At 61.9% G+C, this 8136-nt stretch carries 10 protein-coding genes; 6 read left to right on the top strand and 4 right to left on the bottom strand.

Annotation, left to right across the window (positions count from 1 at the left end; all coding sequences use genetic code 11):
- Positions 1-2: 2 nt before the first annotated feature.
- The 3 genes from metW (at position 3) to EN925_RS13360 (ending at position 1489) form a co-directional block, all read left to right on the top strand.
- Positions 3-617: a methionine biosynthesis protein MetW gene (metW, locus tag EN925_RS13365; RefSeq protein WP_127417364.1), complete on the top strand. Its 615-nt coding sequence runs from the start codon at positions 3-5 to the stop codon at positions 615-617.
- A 159-nt stretch (positions 618-776) separates the two neighbouring features.
- The gene (locus tag EN925_RS40695) at positions 777-956 is read left to right on the top strand and encodes a hypothetical protein (protein WP_245461067.1); all 180 of its coding nucleotides are present in this window, start codon (positions 777-779) and stop codon (positions 954-956) included.
- The gene (locus EN925_RS13360; RefSeq protein ID WP_245461066.1) at positions 953-1489 is read left to right on the top strand and encodes a hypothetical protein; all 537 of its coding nucleotides are present in this window, start codon (positions 953-955) and stop codon (positions 1487-1489) included. The genes EN925_RS40695 and EN925_RS13360 overlap by 4 nt, the downstream gene beginning before the upstream one ends.
- Positions 1490-1519: 30 nt before the next feature.
- On the opposite strand, the gene EN925_RS13355 is transcribed toward EN925_RS13360, so the two are convergent.
- Entirely contained in the window at positions 1520-1870 is a 351-nt protein-coding gene (locus EN925_RS13355; protein WP_013529383.1) for a DUF1330 domain-containing protein, read from the bottom strand.
- A gap of 369 nt (positions 1871-2239) precedes the next feature.
- Here EN925_RS13355 and EN925_RS13350 point away from each other — a divergent pair, with 369 nt between their 5' ends.
- Positions 2240-3172, top strand: a complete 933-nt coding sequence (locus EN925_RS13350; RefSeq protein WP_013529382.1) for a glycosyltransferase family 2 protein — start codon at positions 2240-2242, stop codon at positions 3170-3172.
- Between the two features lie 71 nt (positions 3173-3243).
- Here EN925_RS13350 and EN925_RS13345 read toward each other — a convergent pair whose 3' ends face one another.
- The 3 genes from EN925_RS13345 to EN925_RS13335 form a co-directional block, all read right to left on the bottom strand.
- Positions 3244-4047 (bottom strand): DUF1194 domain-containing protein, encoded by an 804-nt coding sequence (locus EN925_RS13345; RefSeq protein ID WP_063169101.1) that lies wholly within the window; start codon positions 4045-4047, stop codon positions 3244-3246.
- Positions 4048-4130: 83 nt separating this feature from the next.
- On the bottom strand, positions 4131-5957 hold the full coding sequence (locus EN925_RS13340; RefSeq protein ID WP_024503747.1) for an ABC transporter ATP-binding protein/permease: 1827 nt from the start codon (positions 5955-5957) through the stop codon (positions 4131-4133).
- A 132-nt stretch (positions 5958-6089) separates the two neighbouring features.
- On the bottom strand, positions 6090-6872 hold the full coding sequence (locus tag EN925_RS13335) for a methyltransferase domain-containing protein (protein ID WP_013529379.1): 783 nt from the start codon (positions 6870-6872) through the stop codon (positions 6090-6092).
- A 137-nt stretch (positions 6873-7009) separates the two neighbouring features.
- Between EN925_RS13335 and gloB the strand changes: the two genes are divergently transcribed.
- Positions 7010-7777, top strand: coding sequence for a hydroxyacylglutathione hydrolase (gloB, locus tag EN925_RS13330; protein WP_013529378.1), 768 nt, complete (start codon positions 7010-7012; stop codon positions 7775-7777).
- Between the two features lie 22 nt (positions 7778-7799).
- Positions 7800-8136, top strand: a 337-nt coding sequence (locus EN925_RS13325) for a cupin domain-containing protein (protein ID WP_164894198.1), incomplete at its 3' end; no start/stop codon positions are given.

Below are 8136 nucleotides of genomic sequence, written 5' to 3'. Positions count from 1 at the left end.
CCATGAGCGTCAACCGCGACCAGCGCGTCGACCTCGAAGTCGTCGCCACCCTCATCCCGCCACAGTCGCGCGTGCTCGATGTCGGCTCGGGCGACGGCTCGCTGCTCGAACTGCTGCAGGACACCAAGCAGGTCGACGGCCGCGGACTCGAGCTGTCGCAGCGCGGCGTCAACGAATGTGTGGCGCGCGGCCTCTCGGTCATCCAGGGCGATGCCGACAAGGATCTCGAATTCTATCCCGACAAGGGCTTTGACTTCGTCGTCCTGTCGCAGACGCTGCAGGCCACCCGCAACCCCAAGCTGGTGCTCGACGAACTGCTCAGGATCGGCAACCGCGCCATCGTCTCCTTCCCCAATTTCGGCCATTGGCGTGTGCGCCTGTCGCTGTTCCTCAACGGCCGCATGCCGGTGACCAAGGACCTGCCCTATTCCTGGTACGACACGCCCAACATCCACTTCTGCACCATCCGCGATTTCGTCAATCTGTGCGACGAACTCGGCGCGACAGTCGAGAAGGCAACCGCCCTCGACGCCGCCGGCCAGAAGATCGGCCTGTCGATGCCGTGGTGGTTCTGGAATTTCTTCGGCCAGCAGGCAGTGTTCTTGCTGAAACGGTAATTTCCGCACCGATCAAAGACCCGACTCGCCAAGCAACAGTGTGTTTGCCGCCGAGCAAAGTCGCCCTGTATGACGATCGCGAACCAGTGTAAATGGCGTCGACTGTTTGACAGCGGGCTAGTGCGGCTATAGCCACACTGACGGCTCGGGGGGGCAAAAATGGTCGAAGAACGCGCAACTTATTCACTCGTCGTCGAAATGGAGAATGCAAAGTCGATCGACTGGGACGAGATCGGCGTTGGGATGAAGGCCTTGGCTCGGGAAATCTCATCGGTTTCAGCAACCGGTTCAGCGCATACCTTTCATACGACGACTTCTTTTCAAGAACCTTTGCGTTGATCTGGTTTTTCCCGATGGCCCGTGGAGACGGTCGATTTGCCTCGAAGCGAGCGATCAACGCCAACAATGTAGCGTTTCGACGCGAGTGGATCCTCAGCCACCCTTTTCCAAAACATAACGGCTTCAAGGTTTCCTGCACTTTGCTGATGCGCGAACTGCTGCGGGAAGGCCACAAAATTCATAATGTCAACGCACGCGTTTATCACTATTCGCCGCGGGGCTGGCGGTTCTTTTACTGGCGCGCCCTGGTTACAGGTCGCGACGCCGACCGGAAGTTCGTTGCGCTCAATTCGCCGAGCCGCACGCGACGGATAGTCAAGTCCTTCAGCCGGTGGCTCACCATGTCATGGCGCACGACACGACGGATCGTAGGCCATGCCCGGGAAACCGGGATGCCGCTTTGGCAGGTTCCCTTTTCTCTGATTGTCGGTCAGGCATTTTATGGTTTGGCGTTTTGGGGCCAGTTCAGTTTCGCAACTGGCATGGTTCGCGACAAAATCGAAACGGTGCCAGACTATGTTGGGCATAGCTAGACGCTGTACCGCCATTCCTTGAACCGCAGTTCAGCGTCCAATTGATCCTTGATCCGGCGATTGCTCCAGAACATCCGTGGCCTTGTGCGGATGTTCGACGCCGTCGACGAACACCACATCGGCCTCCGAATTGTCCGTGCGCAGCGCCAGTATCGCTTGGTAGGCCGGCGAATTGTACCAGCCATGCACATGCTGCCTGTCGGGAAATTCTATGATGATCAGATGGCCAGGCCAGTCGTTCTCGATCACCTCCACATCGCCGCCATGGACCAGAAAACGGCCGCCGAAAGGTTCCAGCGTGGCATCTATCCTATGCAGATATTCGACGATCTGCGGACCCATTGTGGCTTGGCGCATATGGGCGACGGCGTAAGCGGCCATGACTGAACTCCCTTGTCATCGAAGCCGAGTTGCCGGCCTCTGCATGGGCAATCTGACCAAAGGCCGAGCGCTAAGCGATTACGTCTGAGGTAATGGGATGTATGCTATCTGTCATGATGGGTTGCTTCCACGGTGATTCGTAATGCTATGTGCGGCGGTGCTGTTGCAATTGGAACGCTAAGAGCGGGGATTCGTTGTCTCGCCTGGATTGAGTACCGGCACGGTGGGTGACAGGGGCAGTCGTTTTTTATAGCGTCGCGCCGACTGTGATGTGGTGTAGAGAAAGGGAAGTCCAATCCATTCGACCGTTCTGAAAATCGAAAAGTCCTGGACAGACGCGCAACCCTGCGCAGGAAACAGCTGACAGACATGGCCGGGATCGATCCAGTACCTCTCATCACGGTCATTACGCCGACCCACAACCGACGCGAAACAGTGTTGCGCGCCGTGGAAAGCGTATTCTCCCAGAGCATGTCGAGGTTTGAGCACATTGTCGTCGACGATGGTTCGACCGATGGGACCGAAGCGGCGCTGGCCCGCATCCAGGACCCGCGGCTGATCTATGTCGGGGCGAAATGGCGAGGCGCCAACGCCGCCAGGAATGCCGGCATCGAGCGGGCGCGGGCACCGTTGGTGACGTTCCTCGATTCCGACGACATCTACTTGCCGCACCGGCTTGAACGAACCCTGACCTGGTTCGATGAAAATCCTGCACTGCAAGTGCTGATCAGTTCGTTCGTGTCCCTGAAGGGCAATCGCATCACAAACTGCGCCAACCCAGAGGCATTCGTGAGCCCCGCAATGCTTGAGCGGACGCTGGTTGGGCAGACCATCTTCATCGCCGGCTCCGCGATCACTGCTCGCCGTGAAGCCTTGCTGGCCATCGGCGGCTACGACAGCGACATCACCCGCATGCAGGATCGCGAATTGCTGCTGCGCCTTGCCCGGCGCTTCGGTGCGCAACTGTCCGAGGACCTCGACTGGACGAAATACAATTCGGAGAACTCGATTTCCGGCCGCCGTGACGGCTATGTCGAGGCCTATGCGAACCTGATGGGCAAACATCCTCATATTGCCCACGCCTACCCGCACATTCCGCCTTACATGATCTCGCGGCAGCTCATCGCCGATATCCTGCGAGGCAGGATACCGGAGGCATTCCAGGGCTATATGGCCAACCGATCGTCGAAAGCGCTTGGCTACTCGCTGCCGGAATTGATGCAAGGCTATGTCCATGGCCGACGCTGGCGCCGCGATCTCTCCAACGAGTTTCGCAACCAATGTGGCGCCCGGCTCGCCTGAACCCAGAGCAACTCCAGGAAAATCGTGGAACGGTTTTCCCTCCGGATTGCGTGAACCGCACTATCGAGAGCTCAGCGGTCAAGTTCGGGAAAATACGGATCCGATAAAAACCGCCTGTCCCGTTCGCCCTGCAGGCAGTCTATCGGCTTGGCCGCGTCGACGGGGGTGATTCTCGCCTTGTCCCGAATGCCGCTCACTTCGAGGATCAGCTTGCGCCGGATGGCTGTCGAAAACTCCGCGGCGGCATAGATGGGCAGCACGAAGGAACCGGGCCCGCCGGTCACGCACTGCGCGTAATACTGGTCGAGATGGCTGAAGGTGGGCGACGGGCTGATCAGGATCGGCAGGCCGTTGACGACGATGCCTTTGGCAGTCGCCGCATCACGCGTCGCGGTGACTGGCGGCCCGATATTGTTCGGTCCGTCGCCCGAAATGTCGATGACGCTACGTTCGCCCTGGAAAGACGTGCGGTCGAAAAGCTCGGCACCGAAGGCCAGCGCGCCGGAAATCGAAGTGCCGCGAAAGCTGCGGAACGGGCGCGCCGCGACCTCGTCGGCAAAGCTGTTGGCGCTCTCGGCACTATCGATGATCTGCCAGCCGATGACCGCGTCGTCGCGCACCGTGCCGGCCCACTCGAAATAGGTCAGCGCTATGCGGCCCGTGGCGCCGGCGCGAACAGCCTTGATGAAGTCGGGATGCCGCAGCGCCTCGACATAACCGGCGCGCTGCAGCGCGAACTCCTTCTCGTCCATCGACAGCGAGATGTCGACTGCCAGCACCAGCTCGACGTCGACGGCGAGCGCATCCCGCGGCGAGGCGGCGGGAGCAGCCTGGGCGCAGGCAAGACAGGCAAGCAGGCGCAGAGCATCAAGCATGGCCGTCACCAGGTTGTTCTCCCGAAGAGCTTCCCTCGCGATCACGGCAAAATAAAGCTTTGCTTCCCCGTCCGGATATCAGCTCATTTCTTGCGGCGGGCGGCGACTGGCGGCGGTTCGATCGCGCCGGCTCTGACGCGGGCGGGCTTCAGCGCTGGCGCACCGGAATCCTTGACGATCGTCAACGCGCGCGGGAAGAAGTGGTTGTTGTGCTGGCCGCGCCCGATGTTGAGGATCGCTGTCGCCGGCAAACGCTTCTCGAGCATCGACAGCACGCGTCTTAGCGATGGGCCGTCGAATGCATCCAGCGCCTCGTCGATGATCACCCATTTCGGCTGCCGCAACGCGAGCCTGGCGAAGGCCAGCGAGCGCTGTTCGTCATCGCCCAACTCATGGTCCCAACGCCCGGCGCGGTCGAGCGATGAGGATAGCCGTCCCAGACCGACCTCGGCCAGCACCGCCGAAATGTCGGCATCGTCCGCCGGCGCGGGGCCGTTCGGGTGATCGAGGACTTCGCGCAATGTGCCGACCGGAAAATAAGGCACGCGCGGCACGAATATGGGGGTTTCTCCCGCCGGCAGGCCGATCCGGCCGCTTCCCCATGGCCACAGGCCGGCAATGGCACGAAAGAACAGCGTCTTGCCCGCACCGGGATCGCCGGTGATCATGACGCGCTCGCCGGGGCGGATTTCGACATGCGGGTCGGCGAGCCTGGTGCAGCCCTCCGGCGAGGCCACTTCGAGCTTCTCGAAAGTCAGGCTGCCACTGACGTTTTGGCCGAAGGCGATGCGCTTTTCGGTGTCGTGCAGCGCATCGGTTTCATCGAGCGCGATGCGGAAATCGGCCACGCGCATCAGCGTGGCGCGCCAATCGGCAATGCTGCCGATGTTGTTGATGAACCAGCGCAAGGAGGAGTGGACCTGGTTGAATGCGCCGACCGCCATCATCAGCCCGCCAAAGCTGATATCACCTGAGAAATAGACGGGCGAAGCAACCAGTATGGGCGCCACGACGGTGATCCAGCCATAGGTGTCGGTCACCCAGGACAGGTTGATCTGGGCGGTGTAGATGCGCCGCATGGCGCCGAGCACCGTGCCGAGATCGAGTTCGAGCCGCCGCCTGGCGTCGGCCTCGCCATGATACAACGCAATGGCATCGACATTCTCGTTGACGCGCACCATCGAGGAGCGCAGCTCGGCTTCGCGTGTATAGCGGTCGCTGTTCAGGCGGATGAGCGGCCGCCCGACCAGCCAACTCAGCCAGGAGGCGATGCCGGCGTAAAGGATGGCGGCCCAGACCATATAGCCAGGTATGGCCAGCGAGGTCCCGCCGATGTGGAACACGAAGCCCGAGGACAGCTCCCACAGCACGCCGACGAAGGACACGAGCAGGATGCACGACTGCAGCAGGCCGACGCCGAGATCGGTTGACAGATCGGACAGATGCGCGGCGTCCTGCTGCATGCGCTGGTCGGGATTGACGCCGATGGCGCCGGCATTGGCCAGCCGGAAGGCGCGCGCCGGCCGCATCCATTGATCGATCAGATCCAGCGTCAGCGCCTCGCGCAGCTTGAGCCTGATCATCTGGTTGAGCCAGGTCTGGCCGATATTGAGCACCAGAAGTCCCCCGGCTATGGCCGCGAAGACGAGGAGCTGGTGCAAAAAGGCCGCCATGTCGCGGCGGGCAAGCGCATCGTAGAAAGGCTGGTTCCAGCGGTTGAGCAGAACCTGGCCGATCGACGTTGCGATGATCACGGCCATGATGCCGACCGATGTCCACAGCAACCATCTGCGAACCGGCGATCCCGCAAGCGCCCGCCGGATCGTCATCACCTGATCGTGCAGGCTGCTGGCCTCGACCGCCACGGCAACCGGCTGAACGGCGGCGGCATTGTCCGGTTGATCAGCCATGGCCGAGGTCCTTGCGTCAGTGCTGCAACCGGATGGAGAAACTTGACAGGCGTTCGTATGGGCTGCCGGATGGGCTGTCGGTCTGCTTGCGACAGATAGGCAGGGAAACGACGTCAGGCACGCTTGCCGCGATCACGAAGCCGTCACCCGCGCAGCCAAGGGCTTGGCATCCGCTTTGTGACGGCCAAGCCGGGTGGCGCCATGCGGCGACAGCACCGGCACGAAGACGCGGCGCGATGCGCGCTGCGCCACCGGCACGCCTTGATAGAGCCGCTTCTGCGCCTCGACCACGATGACCCCGGAAAAGATCGGCCACAGCCGCCGGCCGGCGCGCTCCAGTACATTGTGGAAGCGCATCATGAAACGGCGCCGCGATGGCGGAAAGAACAGCGCATCGGACCAGGCTGCGGGCGTGAAATTGGCCTCGCGCAGCAATTCCGTAAGCTGGCCGCGCGAAAAAGGCCGGCCGTTGCCGAATGGGGTGTGCTCGAAGCGCGCCCAGACACCACGCCGGTTGGGCACGACGATGACCACCCGGCCGGCCGGCGACAGCACGCGCCAGATCTCGTTCAGCGTCTCACGCGGGTTCTCGACATGTTCGAGCGAATGGACGAGCAGCATGCGGTCGATGCAGGAATCGACCAGCGGCAGTTCCTCGTCGAAGACCAGTGCCGTCGCCGTCGGCCCCGTCGCCGGCCACACCACCGCGCCTTGCGTTGCCGGCATGAAGGCGAAGACCCGCTCGGCGTCGCTGCCGAACCGCTCCAGCCACGGCAAGGTGTAGCCCAGACCAACCAGCCGCTCGTTGGGAACGGCCGCCCATATCGACGACAACGCCATGGTGATCGAACGCTCGGCGAACCGGCCGAGCGTTGTCGAATAGAACGAGCGAAGATCGACGATGTCGGAATGCATGGCAGGGATGTAGCCGTGATGTCGCCAGGTTTCAACAAAAGGCCGCGACGACCCGACATTCCGGGAATGTCATTCGACATCCGGGATGACATCGACCCGCAAGCGCCCTATGTCTGCGGCCATAACGGAGAGATATGATGCCGGTCGAAATCGAACAGTTCATGTGCCGCAGCGACAATTTCGGCGTGCTGGTGCATGACCCCAAAAGCGGCCAGACCGCGATCATCGATGCGCCCGAGGAAGCGCCAATCTTGGCCGCGATAAAGCGCACCGGCTGGACGCCGACGATGATCCTGACCACACATCATCACATGGATCACGTTGAGGCCAATCTGGCGCTGAAGGAGCGCTTCAAGCTGCGTATCGTCGGCCCGGAGGCCGAAAAGGCCAAGATCCCCGGCATCGACGAGACCGTCGAAGACGGCTCGGTTCTCCATCTTGGCGATGAAAGGATCGAAGTCATCGCCACCCCCGGCCACACTGCCGGCCACGTTTCCTATTATTTGCCGGCCTCGAGCGTGGCGTTCACCGCCGACACGCTGTTTGCGCTGGGTTGTGGGCGGCTGTTCGAATGCAAGCCGCCGGTAATGTATGATTCGCTGAAGAAGCTGGCTGCACTTCCAGCTGAAACGGCCATCTATTGCGGCCACGAATACACGCTCTCCAACGCCCGTTTCGCGCTGACCGTCGACCCGTCCAATTCAGCATTGAAGGAACGCGCCGCCAGGATCGAAAAGCTGCGCGCCGAGAACAAGCCGACGCTGCCGACGACGATCGGCGAGGAACTGTCGACCAATCCCTTCCTGCGCTGGCACGACCCGGCGATCCGCAAGCATCTTGGGCTGGAGAAGGCTTCCGACGCCGAGGTCTTTGCCGAAATCCGCAAGCGCAAGGACAACTTCTAGAGCCCGTGATATCGTCGACGCCATGACCAGCTCCGCCGAAATCATCGCGACGCTCGGGCTGAAGCCGCATCCGGAAGGCGGCTGGTATGCCGAGACCTTTCGCGATGGCACTGGCGGCGCGCGCGGCCATTCGACCGCCATTTATTTCCTGCTTGAGGAGCATCAGGTTTCGGCCTGGCACCGGGTCAAGGACGCCGCCGAGGTCTGGCATTTCCATGCCGGCGCCCCGCTGGCACTGGCAATGTGGGAAGAAGGCAGCACCGTTGTGGAGCAGGTGCTTGGAATCGATCTCGCAGCCGGTGAGCGGCCGCAGATCGTCGTGCCGGCGGGCTGGTGGCAATCGGCGCGCAGCCTCGGCG

The organism is Mesorhizobium sp. M7A.F.Ca.US.006.04.2.1 (assembly GCF_004022915.1).
Lineage (GTDB): Bacteria > Pseudomonadota > Alphaproteobacteria > Rhizobiales > Rhizobiaceae > Mesorhizobium > Mesorhizobium ciceri.
This window is presented reverse-complemented; position numbering and strand designations above follow the sequence as displayed.